This is a genomic window from Agrobacterium sp. YIC 4121 (genome assembly GCF_002008205.1).
Lineage (GTDB): Bacteria > Pseudomonadota > Alphaproteobacteria > Rhizobiales > Rhizobiaceae > Agrobacterium > Agrobacterium leguminum.
Window position 1 is genome coordinate 71,492 of record NZ_MRDI01000006.1, and the last position, 17,883, is coordinate 89,374.

The window sequence follows — 17,883 nt, forward strand, 5'->3', positions numbered from 1 at the left end:
GGCCCGGAAAACACTTTCCGGGCCTTTGTTTCACGTGGGACAGTCTTGGTGCGACGGGTTCAGGTCACTGCGCCGACCTGCCACGGTACAAATTCATTGTCGCCGTAGTCGTAGATCTCACTGACGGTCTTTTCGCCGGAGGCCACCGCCAGAATATGCTCGAAAATTCGTTTGCCGGATTCCTCGATGGTTTCAGCGCCGGTGACGATCTCACCGCAATTGATATCCATGTCTTCCTTCATGTGTTCATACATTTCGGAATTGGTGGCGATCTTGATGCATGGTGACGGCTTGAAGCCCGAAACCGAGCCGCGGCCGGTGGTGAAACAGATGACGTTGCAGCCGCCGGCGACCTGGCCGGTGACCGCAACGGGGTCATAGCCGGGCGTATCCATGAAGACGAAACCCTGCTCCGTTACGGTTTCGGCGAATTCATAAACCGCCTTCAGCGGCATGGAGCCGCCCTTGGCGACCGCGCCCAGCGATTTTTCCAGAATGGTGGTGAGGCCGCCAAGCTTATTGCCGTGGGAGGGGTTGTTATTCAGTTCGTCGCCATTGCGGGCGGTATAATCACGCCACCAGTCGATACGCTGTAGCAGCTTTTCGGCGACGGCAGGTGTGACGGCGCGCTTCGTCAGGAGGTGTTCAGCGCCGTAAATCTCCGGCGTCTCGGAGAGGACCGTGGTTCCACCGTTGCGGACGATGAGGTCGGAGGCATAACCCAGAGCCGGGTTGGCGGAAATGCCGGAATAACCATCCGAGCCGCCGCATTCCAGTGCCACCTTCAGCTTGGAAAGCGGTTGCTCCGTTCGGCGGGCGGCATTGACCATCGGTAGCATGGCCTTGATCTCGGCAATCGCCGCATCGATCGTCTTGCGGGTGCCGCCATGCTGCTGGATCGTCATGGTGCGCAGCCGCTCACCCTCTTCCATCTTGTAATGTTCGAGAATGGGCGCGATCTGGTTGGTTTCACAACCGAGGCCGATCAGCAGAATGCCGCCGAAATTCGGGTGGCGGGCATAGCCCTGAATAGTTCGGATCAGCAGGCGGTAACCTTCCGATTTCGTATTCAGCGCACAGCCGCCGCCATGGGTCAGCGCCACGACGCCATCGACATTGTCGAAACCATCAAGGCCGCCCTGCTTGTTGAAATAATCCGCGATGTAACGCGAGACCGTGGCGGAACAGTTCACCGAAGCGATGACGCCGATATAGTTTCGTGTTCCGACGCCACCGAGGCCACGGTCATAACCCTTGAACGTTCGGCGTTCGGCTTCCGGGACCATGCCCTTTTCTTCGATATCAACGCTGAACTGATGCGCGTGTTCGGAAGGCACCATGGCGAGATTGTGCAGGTGCACGTGGCGGCCGGGCTCGATATCCTGGGTTGCGATACCGATGACCTGTCCGTATTTCAGCACCTCATCGCCCGATTTGATGAATTTGAGGGCCACCTTGTGCCCGCGCCCGATCAGCTCGAGCGCCGCCAGATCGCCCCTGCCCGTCGCGCCGCCGGCCGGAATGGACCGACGTGCCACCGCAACATTGTCGTTGGCGTTCAGCAAAATGGTTGCCTCGGAATTCTCACTCACGGGTTTTCCTCCTCCCGGTATATTGCCTGCTATGTTTCCAGATCAGTTTTCGACCCAGCGTCTCTTCGAACCTTCCAGATGGGTATGCATGGCGGCCTGCGCCAGTAGCGGGTCTTTCAGTTCAAGCGCTGCCAGAATGGCCTCGTGTTCCTGAAGCGCATGGGTCCAGGTGTCGCGGTCTTCGAATTTCACGCGAAGCTGGGCCGAAATGGGGCTGTGGCGCTCATCGAAGAGGTTGGCCACCATTCGGGCCAAAACGCTGTTACCGGATTGCTCGGCGATGGTGACATGAAACAGCCGATCCTGATCCAGAGGCTTGCGGCCGGCCTCGATTTCCCGCTGCATGGTATTGAGTATCTGGCGGAGGGTCGCGATTGTCTCATCGGTCATCCGGCTTGTCGCCAGCACGATGGTCGCTCCCTCCAGCGCGGCGCGCGCCTGCATCAGTTCGGAGGGGCTGTCACCCAGCGATTTGGTATGGTGGGTCGTCTGCAACGCTTCCGCCGACACATAAACGCCGGAACCCATGCGAATTTCGACGGTGTTGTCGATTTCAAGCGCAATCAGCGCCTCGCGCAAGGAAGGCCTCGATACGCCGAGCTTCTGTGCTAGTTCGCGTTCGGCGGGAAGCCGCGTGCCGGGCAGGAATTCACCCATATCGATGAGTTCGCGTATCTGGTCCGCAATCTGCTGATAAAGCCTGCGCGGTTCCGCTATTTTGGCCTGACCACTCATGTGTTTTTTGACGAGCCCTGTCTGCAATTCGTATTTGGCCTTACCGTAACGCCAAGCGTATCAATACGCAAGGAATTACTTAAGTATATGAAATTACCTATTTATTATTGATTACCTTTTCATGTGTTGTTCCTGCTTTGGATATGGCTTCGCAAATTTTGGCCTAATTGGCTTGACCATTCTGAAAAACCGGCCTAACCATTTGGCCTGTTCATGACCCCGGTGGAGCGGGGATACGGGTGGGAGGTTTCCAGATGTCGCAGGGCGCATCGATAATTCGAGGCGATTTTTCGCCTGAACAGATGGCGCATGGACAGCGCGTGGTGCTCCTGCGCCTCGATAACATCAGCAAGGAATTTCCCGGCGTCAAAGCACTGTCGAACGTGCATTTCGATCTGCGCGCCGGCGAGGTACATGCCGTCTGCGGTGAAAATGGTGCGGGGAAATCGACGCTGATGAAGATCGTCAGCGGCGTCTATCAGCCGAGCGACGGCACCATCCTTCATAAAGGCGTGAAGGTGCAATATGCATCGCCGCTGGAATCCGAAGCTGCGGGCATCGCCATCATTCATCAGGAACTCAACCTCGTTCCGCATCTTTCCGTTGCCGAAAACATCTATCTTGCGCGAGAACCGCGTCGCGGTTTCCTCGTTGACCGCAAGAAGCTGCGCCTCGATGCCAAGCGCTGTCTCGACCGGCTGGGTGTCGATATCGACCCCGACCAGATCGTCCGCGGCCTTTCGGTCGCCCAGTGTCAGATGGTGGAAATCGCCAAGGCGCTTTCTCTTGACGCTGAAGTGCTCATCATGGATGAGCCGACCTCTTCGCTGACCGAGCAGGAGACGCGGCTCCTGTTCAAGGTCATCCGCGATCTCAAGGCATCCGGTGTCGGGATCGTTTATATTTCCCACCGTCTCGATGAAATGGCCGAAATCGTCGACCGTGTGACGGTTCTGCGTGACGGACGTTATATTTCGACCGACGATTTCGCTTCGATCACCGTTGACGACATCGTCACGCGCATGGTCGGGCGTTCGCTGGAAGACAAATTCCCCGAGCGTACATCGCGCCCCACGGAAGATGTTATTTTTTCCGTCGAGGGCCTGACGCGCAGCGGCGTGTTCCACGACGTCGGTTTTTCGCTGCGACGTGGTGAAATCCTCGGTTTTGCCGGGCTGATGGGCGCCGGCCGCACCGAAGTCGCCAGGGCGATCTTCGGCGCCGATCCGCTCGATGCGGGCAAGATCGTTTTCAACGGGCGCGAACTTTCGATCAATTCGCCACAGGACGCCATTGAGGAGGGCATCGCCTATCTCTCGGAAGACCGTAAAAGCGATGGTCTCGCCATCAAGATGTCGGTGGCGGCCAATACGACGCTTGCCAATCTCGGCGAGGTTTCCAACCGTTTCGGCCTGATCGATTTCAAGAAACATGACGATGTGGCAAAGCGCTACGTCGATCTCCTGAATATCCGTACTCCCTCGATCGGGCAGACGGTGCGGCTGCTTTCCGGCGGCAATCAGCAGAAAATCATCATCGGCAAATGGTTGTTCCGGCAATCTCGCGTGCTGTTCTTCGACGAGCCGACACGCGGCATCGATGTCGGCGCGAAATTCGCGATCTACAAGATCATGGACGAGCTCGCCGCGCAGGGCATCGGCGTCATTCTCATCAGTTCGGAACTGCCGGAAATTCTTGGGCTGACGGATCGTATCGCCGTTTTCCACCAGGGCCGGATTACGGGCGTGCTCGAAACCGCCAAGACCAATCAGGAAGAAATCATGCGGTATGCGTCCGGTTACGGCCGGACCGCGCAGTGAGGAACGACATGGCCAATATTGCAGAACCCAAGAAGAGCTTCGCAGTCAGCGACCGCCAGAAGGATATTATCCAGAAGTTTGCCGCACTTGGCAGCCTCTTTGCGCTTGTCGCGGTCTTTTCCGCCACCAGCAGCGCCTTCTTCACCGTCAATAACGGCATGACGATTGCATTGCAGGTCACGTCCATCGCGCTGCTCGGCATCGGGGCTACCTGTGTCATCATCACCGGCGGCATCGATCTTTCCGTCGGTTCTGTGCTTGCGCTTGCCGGTGTCGTCGCCGCCCTTGCGGTGAAGGAACTCGGCATGCCGGTGCCGGTCGGCATGTTGCTCGGCATTCTGACGGGGTCGCTCTGCGGTCTCATCAACGGTCTTCTGGTCACCCGTTTCAAGCTGCCGCCCTTCATCGCCACCCTCGGCATGATGTTGATCGCTCGTGGCGTAGCGCTGCAGATCACCGGTGCGCGCGCCGTCTCCGGCCTCGGCGAATCTTTCGGCGAACTCGGCAATGGCGCCCTCTTCCGCATCGTCACTATCGGTGACGACGGCTTTCCGAATGTGGTGTTTCCCGGCATTCCCTACCCCGTCATCCTGATGGTGGTGATTGCGCTTGCGGTTTCCTTTATGCTCAACCGCTCGATCCTCGGCCGTCACATTTACGCTGTCGGTTCCAACGCCGAAGCCGCGCGCCTTTCCGGCGTCAATGTCGCCCGCGTCACAAATTTCACCTACATCCTGTCCGGCACGCTCGCCGGGCTGACGGGCTGCGTGCTGATGTCTCGCCTCGTCACCGCCCAGCCGAACGAGGGTGTGATGTATGAGCTGGACGCCATTGCCAGCGCCGTTATCGGCGGCACATCGCTGATCGGCGGCGTGGGAACGATTTCCGGTACGGCCATCGGTGCCTTCGTCATTGGCATCCTGCGCAACGGTCTCAACATGAATGGCGTTTCCGCCTTCACACAACAGATCATCATCGGCCTCGTCATTCTGGTCACCGTCTGGATCGACCAGTTGCGCAACCGCCGCTGATCAAGGGCCTGCGGACCCTTTCCGCAAAAAAGATCGGCAAGGGGAGGCCCGGTATGCCGACATCACGGAGGAAGAAATGAAGAAAATTGCGACTGCCCTTCTGACATCCGCAATTGCGCTGTGGAGCGTTTCCACCGTGCAGGCCGGTGAAATCGCCGTCATCGTCAAAACCGTCAACTCCACCTTCTGGCAGAACGTCCAGAAGGGCGCTGATGCGGCGATGAAGAACTCTTCCGGCAATACCATGACCTTCCAGGGGCCGGCTGCCGAGTCCGCCATTGCCGACCAGGTCAACATGGTCGAAAACGCCATCAACCGTAAGGTCGCGGGCATTGTTCTGGCACCTTCCGATCCGGACGCGCTGGTGCCTGCCGTCAAGAAGGCCTGGGAAGCCCGTATTCCGGTGGTTCTGATCGACTCGCAGCTCGCAAAGGGCTCGGAGCGATATTACCAGTCGTTTCTGGCGACCGATAACAAGAAAGCCGGTGAACTGGCAGCGCAGGCGCTGATCGACAAGGTGGGCAAGGAAGGCAAGATCGCCGTCATGTCCTATGTCGCCGGTGCCGGTTCTGAAATCGGCCGTGTCGGCGGTTTCACCGATTACATCCAGATGAACTCCAACCTGAAGATCGTCGGCCCATTCTATTCGCAGTCGCAGATGGCGACCGCGCTGAACCAGACGACCGACGTTCTGGCCGCCAATTCCGACCTCAAGGGCATTTTCGGCGCCAATGAGCCGACGGCAATCGGCGTCGGTCGCGCGCTCGCCCAGAGCGGTAAGGCCGGCAAGGTTGTCGCCATCGGCTTCGACGGCAATCAGGACCTTCAGGGCTTCGTCAAGGATGGCACGCTGGCCGGTATCGTGGTTCAGGGTTCCTATCAGATGGGTGAAAAGGGCGTAGAGACCATTTCCAAGCTCATCGGCAAGGAAAAGGTCGAAAAGTTCGTCGACACCGGCGTCGTTGTTGTCACCAAAGACAATATCGAAAAGCCGGAAGCCAAGAACGTTCTTTATTGATTGCGTGATGACGCGCCGCTTTGCGGCGGCGCGTCTTTCCAAAGACAAGCTGGAAAGTCCCTGCGATGAAAGTCTCCGATACACGTAAATTGCCGCGCCGCGCCGTCGACGTCACCGTCATGGGCCTCGGTTGCGCCCAGATGGGCAATCTCTACCGCGTCACGCCCTATGAAGAGTCCAAGGGTGCGTTCGACAAGGCATGGGAAAGCGGCATGCGTTATTTCGATACCGCGCCGTTTTATGGCTATACGCGGTCGGAGCGTCGCCTCGGCACTATGGTGACGGAGCATGACCGGAACGAATATACGCTCAGCACCAAGGTCGGCCGTGTGATGGTACCTGACGAGACCGTCGGTCCGGAGGAGGATGCCTATATAGCGCCCCTGCCGTTCCGCCCGGTCTATGATTATTCGTATGACGGTATCCTGCGCTCCTTCGAGGCAAGCCAGCAGCGGCTCGGTGTTCTGAAGCCGGATATTCTTTATGTGCATGATATCGGCTCCTTCACCCATGGCGAAAAGCACCAGCATTACTGGGAGCAGCTGACCACCGGCGGTGGCTTCCGCGCGCTTGGCAAGCTGCGCGAGGAAGGATCGACGGGGGCCGTCGGCCTCGGCGTCAATGAGTGGGAAATCGTCAGCGACGCCATGGATGTCTTCGATATCGACGTCGCCATGCTCGCCGGCCGTTATACGCTGCTGGAGCAGCAGAGCCTTGCTTTCATGAACCGTTGCGCTGAAAGCGGTGCCGCCCTCGTTGTCGCCGGCGCGTTCAATTCCGGCATTCTGGCCGGCAACCGCAAATTCAATTATGCCGACGCGCCTGCCGATATTCTCACGCGTGTCGATGCGTTGCAGGGTGTTTGCGAGGAACTCGGCGTATCGCTGCAGGCGGCCGCGCTGCAATTTCCGCTTGCCCATCCGGCGTCGGTCACGGTCGTTTCGGGTGCGCGCAATGCGCAGCAGCTCGCCTCCAATATCGAGTGGTTCGAGCAGTCTATCCCGGATGAATTCTGGTCCGAACTGCACAGGCGCGGCCTGATTGCTGAAGGCGCGCCGGTGCCCGGTGGGAAGGCCTGAGTCAATGCTCATCGACGCTCACCAGCATTTCTGGCTGATGAAAGATCGCGCCGGGCAATGGCCGCCGCCGTCGCTCGCCGCCATCTACCGGGATTTTCTCCCCGCCGACCTCTCGCCTTTGCTGGCCGCTGCCGGCGTTTCCGGCACCGTGCTGGTCCAGACTATGGAGACGGCGGCTGACACGGATTTCATGCTGGAACTGGCGGAAGAGACCGATTTCATCAAGGGTGTGGTCGGCTGGGTGGACATGAAATCCGCCGATGCAGCGAGTGAAATCGCCCGTCGGGCAAAACATCCGGCGTTCAAGGGTGTCCGCCCGATGTTGCAGGGCATGGAGGATGTCGCCTGGATCGATGATCCGGCACTCGATCCCGCCGTGGCGGCGCTGGTAAAACATGGTCTGGCGTTCGATGCGCTGGTCCTGCCGCCCAATCTGCCGCATCTTCTCGCCTTTGCCCGCCGCCATCCGCAATTGCCTGTCGTCATCGACCATGGCGCGAAGCCCCTGATTGCTACCGGTCACTACAGCGACTGGCGTAAGGATATGGCCGCTCTGGCGGCTCTCCCGAACGTCCATTGTAAACTCTCCGGTCTGCTGACCGAGCGCGGTGAGCAGCGGCCGGAAGCGGTACGGCCTTATGCCGAGACCATCCTGGAACTCTTTGGCGGCAACCGCGTGATTTTTGGCAGCGACTGGCCGGTGTTGCGGCTGGCGGGCGATTATCAGGCATGGCTGGATTTCTGCCGCGATATCGTGCCGGCAGAGGACCATGCGGCAGTTTTCGGCGGTAACGCCATCCGTTTTTATTCCCTTTCCCACAGGTGATGCATGCTGGCGATTTTCTGCGAAACCCCAGGTCAACTCGTCTCCAAGGAACTGCCGAAACCAGTCCGTGGCGACGGTGAAGTGCTGGTGCGTATTCGCCGCATCGGGGTTTGCGGCACGGACCTGCACATCTTCACCGGCAACCAGCCTTATCTTTCCTATCCCCGTATCATGGGCCATGAGCTTTCCGGCACGGTGGAGGAAGCGCCGCAAGGCAGCCATCTGTCCGCCGGCGACGTAGTCACCGTCATTCCCTATATCTCTTGCGGCAAATGCAGCGCCTGCCTGAAGGGCAAGAGCAATTGCTGCCGCAATATCGGTGTGCTGGGCGTTCATCGCGATGGCGGCATGGTCGAATATCTGAGCGTGCCGCAGCAATTCGTGCTGAAGGCGGAGGGGCTGAGCCTCGACCAAGCGGCGATGACCGAATTTCTGGCTATCGGTGCGCATGCGGTGCGTCGTGGCGCTGTCGAGAAGGGGCAGAAGGTTCTGATCGTCGGCGCCGGGCCGATTGGTATGGCTGTTGCGGTTTTCGCGGTTCTCGATGGCGGCGAAGTAACGATGATCGACGGCCGCACCGACCGGCTGGAGTTCTGCAGGGAACATCTCGGCGTCGCACACACGGTGGCGCTCGGCGAGGGCGACAGGGATCGCCTTTCCGACATCACCGGCGGCGATTTTTTCGATGCGGTCTTCGATGCGACCGGCAATCCGAAAGCCATGGAGCGCGGCTTTTCCTTTGTCGGCCATGGTGGTTCCTATGTGCTGGTCTCCATCGTTGCCAGCGATATCAGCTTCAACGATCCGGAATTCCACAAGCGGGAGACGACGCTGCTCGGCAGCCGCAATGCCACGCCTCAGGATTTCGAGCGCGTCCTGCAGGCGCTGCGGGAAGGCAAGGTACCGGAAGCGCTGATCACCCATCGCATGACGCTTGCCGATGTGCCCTCCAGATTCGCCGGCCTGACCGATCCGAAGGCCGGAGTGATCAAGGGCATGGTGGAGGTCGCATGACGCCCGATACGCCCATCCTGCAATTCGGCACCAGCCGCTTTCTTCTGGCGCATGCGGATCTCTTTGTTTCGCAGGCGCTGGACAAGGGCGAGGCTCTCGGGCGCATCGCGATTGTCCAGACGACCGGCAATGCGGAGAGCCTGAAGCGTGTTGCGGCACTGAACGGCGGGGCACCCTACCCCGTGCGCATTCGCGGCATCCGCGATGGGCAGGAAGTGGATGAGGAAATTCGGGGCGGAGCTGTCGCGCGGGCGCTGACGGCTGCGACCGAATGGGCGGATGTGCGCCGCCTTGCCTGCGAGGCCGAGGTTATTCTGTCCAATACGGGCGATCGCGGTTATGAGCTGGATTCGGCGGATAATGCTGGGCTTGCTGGCGATTTCACGGTTGTACCGAAAAGCTTTCCGGCGAAACTCTGCATGTTGCTGCTGGAGCGTTTTCAGCGCAATCCGGAAGCACCTGTATCCATCTTCCCCTGCGAACTCGTGCCGCGCAATGGCGAAAAGCTGAAACAGGTCATTCGCCGGCTTGCCGATGAGTGGCAATTGCCGGCTGGTTTTGCCTTTTATCTGAATGAGAAGTGCCGTTTTGCCAATAGTCTGGTGGATCGCATCGTCTCCGAGCCTATCGACCCGGTGGGTGCGGTGGCGGAACCCTATGCGCTATGGGCTATAGAGAAGCAGGACGGGCTTGTCCTTCCCTGCACGCACCCTGCCGTGGTGCTGACGGACGATCTCGATCACTATGAAAAGCTGAAGCTTTTCCTGCTCAATCTCGGCCATTCCTATCTGGCGGAACGCTGGTTGCAGGATGCGCGTGCGAAGGACGAGACGGTGCGTCAGGCAATGGCCGACGATGCTCTCGTTACGGATCTTGAGACGCTTTGGCGGGACGAGGTTCTGCCGGTTTTTGCTGCTGAAGGCATGGGGGATGATGCGCAGGCCTATATTGGCGTGCTGCGGGAGCGTTTGCGCAATCCCTTTCTCGCCCATCGGCTCTCCGATATCGCCGGCAACCACGATGAAAAGAAACGCCGCCGCTTCGCCCCGATCATTGCCGCAGCGGAACGGCTGGGATTGAGCCTGCCACAGTCGAAGCTGCGCGCTGCGCTCGCCACCATCAAGCAATAACGGAGTTTTTCATGCAGCGCATGGGCATGGTCATAGGCGTCAAACCGGAGATGATCGCGGAGTATAAAAGGCTGCATGCGGCTGTGTGGCCTGAAGTTCTGGCGCTTATCAGCGACTGCAATATACACAACTACACGATCTTCCTGCGCGAGCCGGAAAATCTGCTCTTCGGCTACTGGGAATATCACGGCAGCGATATCAGCGCCGACATGGCGAAGATGGCCGCAAGCCCCAAGAACCAGGAATGGTGGTCCTTCACCATTCCCTGCCAGCAACCGCTCGAAAGCCGGAAGGAAGGCGAGTGGTGGGCGATGATGGAAGAAACCTTCCACCACGATTGAACGATTTCCTTTGACACTGACCGCGAGTGAACGGCCATGACCAAAATTACTGATCTGCGTGTTTTCGACCTGCGTTTTCCGACCTCTCAGAGCCTCGACGGTTCGGATGCGATGAACCCCGACCCGGATTATTCGGCGGCTTATGTCATTCTCGATACCGATGAGCCGGGTCTCAAAGGCCACGGGCTGACCTTCACCATCGGCCGCGGTAACGACATCTGCTGCATGGCCATCGAAGCGATGCGTCATCTGGTCGTTGGCACCGATCTTGCCACCGTCACCGAGAACCCCGGCAAATATTGGCGGCATCTGACCAGCGACAGCCAGCTGCGCTGGATCGGGCCGGACAAGGGTGCGATGCATCTCGCAACCGGCGCCGTCGTCAATGCCGTGTGGGATTTGTTGGCCAAGAAGGCGGGCAAGCCGGTCTGGCAGCTCGTTGCCGATATGAGCCCGGAAGAAATCGCCGATATCGTCGACTATCGTTATCTGACTGACGTGCTGACCCGGGACGATGCGCTTGCGATCCTCAAAAAAGCCGAAAGCGGCAAGAAGGAACGTATCGAGACGCTGAAGAGCGAAGGTTATGCCTGCTACACGACCTCTGCCGGCTGGCTCGGTTATGACGACGCCAAGCTGCGCCGCCTTTGCCAGGAAGCCATCGATGCCGGATTCAACCATGTGAAGATGAAGGTTGGCCGCGATCTGGAAGACGACATCCGCCGCCTCACCATTGCCCGTGAGGTGATCGGTCCCGACCGTTACCTGATGATCGACGCCAACCAGGTATGGGAAGTGGATCAGGCAATCGACTGGGTGAAGAAGCTCGCTTTCGCCAAGCCATTCTTCATCGAAGAGCCGACCAGCCCGGACGATGTCGCCGGCCATCGCAAGATCCGCGCGGCCATCGGGTCCGTTAAGGTGGCGACCGGTGAAATGTGCCAGAACCGCATCATGTTCAAGCAGTTCATCGCCGAAGGCGCCATCGATGTGGTGCAGATCGATAGCTGCCGTATGGGCGGTTTGAACGAAGTGCTGGCGGTGCTGCTGATCGCCGCCAAATACAATCTGCCGGTTTGGCCGCATGCCGGCGGCGTCGGCCTTTGCGAATATGTGCAGCATCTGTCGATGATCGACTATCTGGTCGTATCAGGCACGAAGGAAGGCCGCGTGATCGAATATGTCGACCACCTGCACGAGCACTTCATCGAACCCTGCGATATCAGAAACGCCGCTTACATGCCGCCGAAACTGCCGGGCTTCTCCATCGAAATGAAGCCGGAGTCGATTGAGACCTATACCTTCGAGGAATAGTCAAAGGATGACAGCGCCTCCTCGAGCCGCTGCCACTCCGTTTCGCTACCGGGAAGGCCGAAACGCATGTCGTTCGGCCTTTCATAAAAAATGCGGACCAAAATGCCATGTCGGCCAAGATGGCTGAACAGGTCTGCGGTGCGGGGATCCCGCACCAGAGTAAACAGCGAGGTGCCACCGGCAATTGCCAGCCCCGCTTTCTCCAGCATGGCGTTCATGCGCCGGGCGTCTTCGGCAAGGTGCAGACGCATGGATGATTGCCATTTCCCATCCGCCAGAGCCTGCATCGCGATGTGCAGCGCCGGGCCCGAAACCGCCCAGGGGCCGAGCCTTGCCTCCAGGTCGGCAGCGATATCGGGCTGCGCAATCGCGAAACCCAGCCGAACGCCCGCCATGCCGTAAAATTTGCCGAAGGAGCGCAGGACCACCAGCGCCTCCTGACCGGCGGCATCTGCGAGGCTTTCGACAAGCCCCGTCTCTATAAAGGCTTCGTCCACGACGAGCAGCCCGCCCTTGCGGCGCATGGCTTCGGCCAGCGACAACAATGTGGCGCGATTCGTGATGCGACCATCGGGATTATTGGGATTGACCACCACGGCATAGTCGTGAGCCGACATCGCGTCAATGTTTTCCACCTCGGTCATAGCCAGCCCGGCCATGCGTGCGGTCCGGGCATGTTCCGCGTAGGCTGGTGAAAGTACTGCGCCGCTCTTGGCCCCGCGGGCGATAGCGATCTGGGCCAGCAATGGCATCAGCATCTGGGTGCCGGGAGAGAGCGCCACATGCCGGGCGGAGGGCGCACCGAAATGGGTTGCGGCCAGATGTTTCAATTCTTCGGCAGCGTTCGTTTCCGGCAGGCGCGCGAATGCGCTGGCAGGGATCGGCGAATGCGGATAGGAGTGCGGATTGATCCCGGTCGAAAGGTCGATCCATGGTTCCGGCGCTTCAGGAAACATAAGACGCGCCCTGCCGAGATTGCCGCCGTGACGGATCGCAGCTTTCGCCTTTTCTGGTACTGTCTCGCCCATGTTCTTTGCTCTCGCTTTCCTGTCGCTCGTCATCGAACGCCTGACCGGCTATCCGGACTCGCTGTTCAAACGCATCGGCCATCCCGTCACCTGGATCGGTTCGCTTATCGCGCTGCTGGACAAAAAATGGAACCGGGAGAGCGCGTCATTTTCACAGCGCAAGGGGGCAGGCGTGGCGGCGCTCGTTGTTTTCGTCGGGCTGACGCTGCTTGTTGCATGGTTAGTGCAATCCGTTCTCCTCTTCCTGCCTTTCGGCCTTTTGCTGGTCGCTGTACTTGGCGCTTCGCTTCCGGCGCAGAAAAGTCTCGAGCAGCATGTGGAGGCTGTCGCCACTGCGCTGGAACGCGAGGGTGTGGAAGGCGGCCGCAAGGCGGTATCGATGATCGTCGGGCGCGATCCGCAAAAGCTGGACGAGGCGGCAATTTGCCGCGCGGCGATCGAAAGTCTGGCAGAGAATTTTTCCGACGGCATCGTCGCTCCCGCCTTCTGGCTCGCCCTCCTGGGCCTGCCGGGCGGCGCGGCCTACAAGGCGATCAATACGGCTGACAGCATGATCGGCCATCGCTCGCCCCGCCATGAGGCTTTCGGCTGGGCCTCCGCCCGGCTGGACGATCTGGTCAATCTGCCGGCCTCCCGGCTGAGCGGCGGTCTTTTCGTGGTTGCCGCGTTTTTTGTTAAGGGTGCATCACCCGGCGGGGCCATTGCCGCGATACGTCGCGATGCCCATCATCACCGTTCCCCCAATGCCGGCTGGCCGGAGGCGGCGCTGGCCGGCGCCCTCGGCTTTGCGCTCGCAGGGCCGCGCTCCTATGGCGGGCAGATGATCGAGGCGCGTTTCATGGGTGAAGGCGGCAGGGCGGCGCTGGTCGCCGGCGATATTCGCAGGGCGCTGCGGCTTGCGCGGGTTGCCGACCTGTTGTTGATCGGCCTGCTGGGACTTCTGGCGATCCTTATCGCGCTATAGCAAGCAGACGGTCGAGATCGAGGTGCTGTTCCATATGCGCCGCGAGGCGATCAAGAACGGCGTCCAACCGCGCATCGTAGTTCAGTTCCGTGTTGTGTCCGCCAAGCCGCTCAAGCCACGCGCCGCGTTGGCGGTCATCCGAAAACAGACCGTGAATATAAGTGCCGAAGATACGGCCGTCAGGCGACACAGCGCCGTCTTCATGCCCATCAATTTTCGAAAACGGTAAGCTGTCGGTTCCGCTCGTGGTTTCACCGACATGCATTTCATAGCCGGATAAATCAATTCCGTCGAAACTTTTCCCTGTAACGGAAACCAGCCTTTTGTCGCCCGTCAGAACAGTGTCGACATCCAGCAGGCCGAGCCCGTCGACTGTTGCCGGCGGTCCTTCGATGCCTTCGGGATCGGCAACGGTTTTTCCAAGCATCTGGTAGCCGCCGCAAAGGCCCAGAACATGGCCGCCGCGTCTCACATGCGCCTTGATATCGATGTCGAGCCCCGTATTTTTCAGCACGGCAAGATCGGCGATGGTGGCTTTCGAGCCGCAAAGCAGCACCAGCCGGCAATCGGCGGGAATGGTTTCGCCCGGCCGCACGCGAATCAGTTCGACATCCGGTTCCATGTCCAGCGGATCGAGATCATCGAAATTGGAAATATGCGGCAGGATCGGTACGGCGATGCGGATCTTCGCGCCAGGTTTCCGTTCAGCCGGGCCGGAAAGCCCGAGAGCATCTTCAGCCGGCAGCTTCGCGGCATCGGAAAAATGCGGCAGGAGCCCGATAGAGGCCCAGCCGGTTTTTTCCGCAATTATTCGCATGCCGTCTGAAAACAGGGCCGGATCGCCGCGAAAGCGGTTGACGATAAAACCTTCGATCATCGCCGCGTCTTCAGCTTCGAGTACGGCTTTCGTGCCGACGAGGCTGGCGATGACGCCGCCCCGGTCGATATCGCCGATCAGGATCACAGGCGCGTCCGCAGCTCTGGCAAAACCCATATTGGCGATGTCATTGGCACGCAGGTTGATTTCGGAGGCGCTGCCCGCGCCTTCCACCAGCACCAGATCGGCCTGTTGTTTCAGGCGCTCGAAGCTTTCCAGCACACGCGGCATAAGCCCGGCCTTCATGTGCTGATAATCGGCCGCTTTGGCATTGCCGGCAATCTTGCCCTGCACCACCACCTGGGCGCCGGTCTCGCTCTGTGGCTTCAGGAGCACCGGGTTCATATGCACGGAAAGCGGCACGCCCGCTGCGCGAGCCTGCAGCGCCTGCGCGCGGCCAATCTCGCCGCCATCGGCGGTCACAGCCGCATTGTTCGACATGTTCTGCGGTTTGAACGGCATGACGGACAGGCCGCGCCTGACGAAGGCGCGGGCAAGGCCGGCCACCATCAGCGATTTGCCGACATCCGAGCCGGTTCCCTGAAACATCAGCGCGCGTGCAGCCATATCAGAATTCTATCCCTGCCTGCGCCTTTACGCCCGCCTTGAAGTGATGTTTCACGAGGGTCATTTCCGTCACCATATCGGCCGCGTCGATGAGCGGTTGCTTGGCATTGCGGCCGGTGACGATGACATGCAGATCGGGCCTGCGGCTGGAAAGCGTTTCGACCACGTCCTCCAGCGGCAGGTAATCGTAACGGAGTGCGATGTTCAGCTCATCGAGGATCAGCAGGCCGATGGTCTCGTCGGCCATCAGGATTTGGGCTTCTTCCCAGGCCTTTGCCGCCGCTGAGATGTCGCGTTTCAAATCCTGCGTGTCCCAGGTGAACCCCTCGCCCATGGTGCGCCACACGACCCTGTCGCCGAACAAAGTCAGCGCCTGCTGTTCTCCCGTCGACCATGCGCCCTTGATGAATTGAACGACGCCGACCCGCCGCCCGGTGCCGAGCATGCGCAGGGCAAGGCCGAATGCGGCGGTGGATTTGCCCTTGCCGGGACCGGTATTGATCATCAGCAGACCTTTTTCGATGGTCTTTTCCGCAACTTCGGCGTCCTGCACCGTCTTGCGGTTGACCATTTTCTGCCGGTGACGTTCGGCTTCGCTGTCGCTGATGTCGCGTGTCATCGCGTTTTCCTTTTCATCCAGCGGCGCGGGACCCGGTGCCCCCGCCATTCGGAGCGGCGACTATACCCAATTTGCCGCACCCGGCAATGTGCGGGCCACAGGGCCGCGGCATTGACCCCCACGCCCGTTCAGCCTAAGGGTAACGAACTGACGGTCTTTTCCCGGCAACGGGAAAAGCTAAGAGGGAACACGGTTCCAGCCCGACTACCGGGTCATTCCGTGGCTGCCCCCGCAACTGTAAGCGGTAAGCCCGCACCGTAAAGCCACTGGACACCTCAAGGGTTCGGGAAGGCGGTGTCAGGGTGTAAAGCCGCGAGCCAGGAGACCTGCCGTTTCAGGAAAAACGTCTGCCGGGCGGGGTGCTCCGGTCAGTCGGTTAGATCGAACATCCGGTTTGCGCCTGTCCGCATACCGTATTCGACATCCGCACCCCCGAGATTTTTTGCAAGGCGCGGGAAACGATACGGTTTGGATATTTCAGCGACATCTTCATGTGCAGGCGGAAACACGCAGGACGAAACGGCGTCCGGCGTGACCGTCTTCGTTTGCAGAAGCTGTCGCGATGAAGCCGATCCCAATGCCGAACCGCGCCCCGGTTCGCGTTTCGCCGATGCCGTCCTCGCAAAGGCGGAGGAAACGGGCGTCACCGTTCGTTCCGTCAACTGCCTCGCCAATTGCAAGCGCGGGCTTAGCGCCGTGCTGCGCAGCGCCAATGGCTGGTCCTATGTCTTCGGCGGGCTGACGACCGGTGATGCGGAAGATTTGCTGACCGGTGCGCGGCTGCTGGCTGCCGCCCCCGACGGCCTGATGCCCTGGCGCGGCCGCCCCGAACCCTTAAAGCGCGGCATGGTGGCGCGCATTCCCCCATTCGATTTTACCGAGGAGAGATCATGAGCACCCTTCTGGACCGCGTTCCCTGCACCATCGTCACCGGCTTTCTGGGGGCTGGCAAAACCACGCTGCTGCGCGGCCTTCTCGAAAAGCTGGACGGCAAGCGGCTGGCGATCATCGTCAACGAATTCGGCGATATCGGCATCGATGGCGAGATTCTCAAAGGTTGCGGTATTGAAAGCTGCCCGGAAGAAAACATCGTCGAACTGGCCAATGGCTGCATCTGCTGCACGGTGGCGGATGATTTCCAGCCCGCCATCGAACAGATTCTGAGCCGTCAGCCGAAGGTGGAGCATATCCTCATCGAAACCTCGGGCCTCGCCCTGCCGAAGCCGCTGGTGCAGGCCTTCCAATGGCCGGCGATCAAGAGCCGCGTGACGGTGGATGCCGTCGTGGCCGTGGTGGATGGCGCCGCCCTTGCTGAAGGACAGGTGGCGCACGACATGGAAGCACTCGCCGCCCAGCGGGCCAATGACGAGGCGCTCGATCACGATGACCCGGTCGAAGAGGTTTTCGAAGATCAGGTCGCCTGCGCCGATCTTATCGTGCTGACAAAGGCCGACCTTCTTGACGATGCCGGCCTCAACAAGGCCAGGGCGCATGTTCTCGAACATCTGCCGAAGGCGGCAAAGATCGTCGTGGCCTCCAATGGCGCCATCGACCCCGCCGTGCTGATCGGCCTTGGCCTTGCGGTAGAAGAGGACATCGAAAACCGCCGTACCCACCATGACGGTGAACTCGACCACGAGCATGACGATTTCGACAGCTTCGTCATCGATCTGCCGGCCGTGACCGATCCGGACGCGCTGGCAGCCCGTATCGCCGAGACGGCGGCTGCGGAAAATGTCTTGCGCATCAAGGGCTTCATCGAGGTTTCCGCAAAGCCGATGCGCCTGCAGGTGCAAGCTGTCGGCAGCCGCGTCAACCATTATTACGACCGGCCCTGGGCCGCGGGTGAGGAACGCCGCAGCCGCCTCGTCGTCATCGGCGAAAAGGGCATCAACCGCGAAAAGATCGAACAGATGCTGGCCGCCTGA

At 60.0% G+C, this 17,883-nt stretch carries 17 protein-coding genes and 1 riboswitch; of the genes, 12 read left to right on the forward strand and 5 right to left on the reverse strand.

Annotation, left to right across the window (positions count from 1 at the left end):
- Nucleotides 1-59: 59 nt before the first annotated feature.
- The gene (locus BTE54_RS09545) at nt 60-1,592 is read right to left on the reverse strand and encodes an altronate dehydratase family protein (protein ID WP_065656835.1); all 1,533 of its coding nucleotides are present in this window, start codon (nt 1,590-1,592) and stop codon (nt 60-62) included.
- A gap of 42 nt (nt 1,593-1,634) precedes the next feature.
- Nucleotides 1,635-2,327, reverse strand: a complete 693-nt coding sequence (locus tag BTE54_RS09550; RefSeq protein ID WP_003520219.1) for a FadR/GntR family transcriptional regulator — start codon at nt 2,325-2,327, stop codon at nt 1,635-1,637.
- Nucleotides 2,328-2,581: 254 nt separating this feature from the next.
- On the opposite strand from BTE54_RS09550, the gene BTE54_RS09555 reads away from it, so the two are divergent.
- From BTE54_RS09555 to BTE54_RS09595, 9 genes are all read left to right on the forward strand, one after another.
- Entirely contained in the window at nt 2,582-4,147 is a 1,566-nt protein-coding gene (locus tag BTE54_RS09555) for a sugar ABC transporter ATP-binding protein (protein WP_198939113.1), read from the forward strand.
- An 8-nt stretch (nt 4,148-4,155) separates the two neighbouring features.
- A complete protein-coding gene (locus BTE54_RS09560; RefSeq protein ID WP_065656837.1) occupies nt 4,156-5,178 on the forward strand; it encodes an ABC transporter permease in 1,023 nt (340 codons plus the stop codon).
- 76 nt (nt 5,179-5,254) lie between these two features.
- Entirely contained in the window at nt 5,255-6,196 is a 942-nt protein-coding gene (locus BTE54_RS09565; RefSeq protein ID WP_078052277.1) for an ABC transporter substrate-binding protein, read from the forward strand.
- A gap of 65 nt (nt 6,197-6,261) precedes the next feature.
- Nucleotides 6,262-7,275 carry an aldo/keto reductase gene (locus BTE54_RS09570; protein ID WP_065656838.1) on the forward strand — a complete coding sequence of 338 codons (1,014 nt, stop codon included), beginning with the start codon at nt 6,262-6,264 and terminating at the stop codon, nt 7,273-7,275.
- Nucleotides 7,276-7,279: 4 nt separating this feature from the next.
- Nucleotides 7,280-8,101, forward strand: a complete 822-nt coding sequence (locus BTE54_RS09575) for an amidohydrolase (protein ID WP_078052278.1) — start codon at nt 7,280-7,282, stop codon at nt 8,099-8,101.
- Between the two features lie 3 nt (nt 8,102-8,104).
- Entirely contained in the window at nt 8,105-9,115 is a 1,011-nt protein-coding gene (locus BTE54_RS09580) for a zinc-binding alcohol dehydrogenase family protein (RefSeq protein ID WP_078052279.1), read from the forward strand.
- Nucleotides 9,112-10,245: a mannitol dehydrogenase family protein gene (locus BTE54_RS09585; RefSeq protein ID WP_078052280.1), complete on the forward strand. Its 1,134-nt coding sequence runs from the start codon at nt 9,112-9,114 to the stop codon at nt 10,243-10,245. Before BTE54_RS09580 ends, BTE54_RS09585 begins: the two co-directional genes overlap by 4 nt.
- An 11-nt stretch (nt 10,246-10,256) precedes the next feature.
- Nucleotides 10,257-10,586: an L-rhamnose mutarotase gene (locus tag BTE54_RS09590; protein WP_065656842.1), complete on the forward strand. Its 330-nt coding sequence runs from the start codon at nt 10,257-10,259 to the stop codon at nt 10,584-10,586.
- Between the two features lie 36 nt (nt 10,587-10,622).
- Nucleotides 10,623-11,900, forward strand: coding sequence for an L-fuconate dehydratase (locus tag BTE54_RS09595; RefSeq protein WP_078052281.1), 1,278 nt, complete (start codon nt 10,623-10,625; stop codon nt 11,898-11,900).
- On the opposite strand, the gene cobD is transcribed toward BTE54_RS09595, so the two are convergent.
- Nucleotides 11,882-12,928: a threonine-phosphate decarboxylase CobD gene (cobD, locus tag BTE54_RS09600; RefSeq protein WP_078052282.1), complete on the reverse strand. Its 1,047-nt coding sequence runs from the start codon at nt 12,926-12,928 to the stop codon at nt 11,882-11,884. The two genes, BTE54_RS09595 and cobD, sit on opposite strands and share 19 nt — an antisense overlap.
- Between cobD and cbiB the strand changes: the two genes are divergently transcribed.
- Nucleotides 12,927-13,892: an adenosylcobinamide-phosphate synthase CbiB gene (gene cbiB / locus BTE54_RS09605; protein WP_078052283.1), complete on the forward strand. Its 966-nt coding sequence runs from the start codon at nt 12,927-12,929 to the stop codon at nt 13,890-13,892. The two genes, cobD and cbiB, sit on opposite strands and share 2 nt — an antisense overlap.
- Here cbiB and BTE54_RS09610 read toward each other — a convergent pair.
- Together BTE54_RS09610 and cobO are read right to left on the reverse strand one after the other, a co-directional pair.
- Nucleotides 13,879-15,336: a cobyric acid synthase gene (locus BTE54_RS09610; RefSeq protein ID WP_078052284.1), complete on the reverse strand. Its 1,458-nt coding sequence runs from the start codon at nt 15,334-15,336 to the stop codon at nt 13,879-13,881. The two genes, cbiB and BTE54_RS09610, sit on opposite strands and share 14 nt — an antisense overlap.
- A 1-nt stretch (nt 15,337) precedes the next feature.
- Entirely contained in the window at nt 15,338-15,955 is a 618-nt protein-coding gene (cobO, locus tag BTE54_RS09615) for a cob(I)yrinic acid a,c-diamide adenosyltransferase (RefSeq protein ID WP_078052442.1), read from the reverse strand.
- Between the two features lie 134 nt (nt 15,956-16,089).
- A riboswitch (cobalamin riboswitch) is annotated at nt 16,090-16,304 on the forward strand.
- A gap of 119 nt (nt 16,305-16,423) precedes the next feature.
- Between cobO and BTE54_RS09620 the strand changes: the two genes are divergently transcribed.
- Nucleotides 16,424-16,849, forward strand: a complete 426-nt coding sequence (locus BTE54_RS09620; protein ID WP_078052285.1) for a DUF1636 family protein — start codon at nt 16,424-16,426, stop codon at nt 16,847-16,849.
- A complete protein-coding gene (cobW, locus tag BTE54_RS09625; RefSeq protein WP_078052286.1) occupies nt 16,846-17,883 on the forward strand; it encodes a cobalamin biosynthesis protein CobW in 1,038 nt (345 codons plus the stop codon). The genes BTE54_RS09620 and cobW overlap by 4 nt, the downstream gene beginning before the upstream one ends.